A 1660-nucleotide genomic window follows, 5' to 3' on the forward strand; every position below is an offset into this window, starting at 1 on the left:
GGAGCAAACGGTTGACTTTGGCCAACAAGCCCCTGGCCACCCCACCCTTCACCCCCCTTCCGAGTAATAGATCGCCGCCTGCACCCGGCTCTTCAGGCCCAGTTTGTTCAGCAAGCGGCTGACGTGCGTCTTCGTCGTGGCCTCCGCCATGTCGAGCTCGCGGGCGATCTCGGCGTTGGACATGCCCCTCCCGATGCAGGCCAGCACCTCCCGCTCCCGTGGCGTCAGGCTCTCCGGCCCGGGACGCGGCTCCCTGCGCGGCGCCTGCTCCGCGAACGCGGTGATCAACCTGCGCGTGACCCCGGGCGAGATGAGCCCGTCGCCCCGCGCCACCACTCGCACCGCATCGACCAGCGCATCGGCGTCAGCGTTCTTCAGCAAGAAGCCGGCGGCCCCCGCCCGCAGCGCCCCGAACACATATTCGTCCACATCGAACGTCGTCAGGATCAGCACATCACACACCCCCGACAGTTCACTGGCGGCGGAGATGCCGTCGAGCCGGGGCATGCGCACGTCCATCAACACCACATCCGGCCGCGCCTGCCTGGCCATCGCCACGGCCTGCTCGCCGTCAGCCGCCTCACCGACCACCTCGATGTCGTCCGCACCGTCGAGAATCAGCACGATCCCGGCCCTGACCGCCGCGTGATCGTCGGCCACCAGCACCCTGATGGTCACCCGTCCACCTCCACCACGTCACCGCTTCTCACGACTTGTCACCGAGAACCACGGGCAGCACCGCGGCGACCCGCCATCCGTCCCCGCGAGGACCCGCCTCGAAGGAGCCCTCTACCAGGGACACCCGCTCCCGCATCCCGATCAGCCCCGCCCCGGCGCCCGGCAGCCGCGCGTCGCTCCCCTGGACGGGGTTGACCACCGTCAACGTCACCTGCTCAGGGTGGTAGGACACGACGACCTCCACCGGGGAGTCGCCGTGCTTGAGCGCGTTGGTCAGCGCCTCCTGCAGGATGCGGTAGCCCGCCAGATCGACCGCCGCGGGCACCTCGCGCGGCTCGCCCTCCACCCGGAACTCCACCTCCATGCCCGCCCGCTCGGCCCTGTCGACCAGGCTTTCCGCATCGGCCAGCCGTGGCCGGGTCACCTCGTCCGCATCGTCGCCCTCATGCCGTAGCAGCCCGATCATGGACCGCATCTCGGCCATGCCTTTCAGGCTGTTCTCGCGTACGGACTCCATGACCTTCCGCACCGTCGCCCGGTCGAGGTCCTTGCGCGAGAGCGCGGCCGTGGACTGGATGGCGATGGCGCTGAAGTGGTTGGCGATCATGTCGTGCAGCTCGCGGGCCATCCGGGCGCGCTCGGCCGCCACCGCCGCCTGCCGGTCGAGCTCGGCGAGATGCGCCACCTGCTCGGCCCGCTCCCGTTCGGCCGCCGCCCGGTCCCGCTGCTCCCGCACCACCATCGCCGTGGTGACCGGAGTGACCAGCACGAGCCCGGCCTGGATGCCCATGACGGCCGGCAACAGCCAGTCACCCTCCACGAACCCCGTCACCGCCCCCACGGCGACCGCCAGCACAGCGCAGACCCCCAGCAGCCACCGGGCCAGCCTGGCCGGCCCATAGAGCGCGGCGGCGTAAAGGTTGTCGGTGAAGATCAGAACCGTGCCCAGCGACGGCCCCACCGCCGCGTCGCCCACGATGCC

2 protein-coding genes are annotated in these 1660 nt (G+C 70.6%); both read right to left on the reverse strand.

All coding sequences use genetic code 11. From position 1 onward, the window contains the following. Positions 1-48 precede the first annotated feature (48 nt). Entirely contained in the window at positions 49-672 is a 624-nt protein-coding gene (locus E1267_RS43645; RefSeq protein WP_246064751.1) for a response regulator, read from the reverse strand. A 34-nt stretch (positions 673-706) separates the two neighbouring features. Further along, the coding region (locus tag E1267_RS43650) for a sensor histidine kinase (protein WP_132342172.1) at positions 707-1660 on the reverse strand (954 nt) is incomplete at its 5' end.

It is taken from the genome of Nonomuraea longispora (assembly GCF_004348345.1).
Classification (GTDB): domain Bacteria; phylum Actinomycetota; class Actinomycetes; order Streptosporangiales; family Streptosporangiaceae; genus Nonomuraea; species Nonomuraea longispora.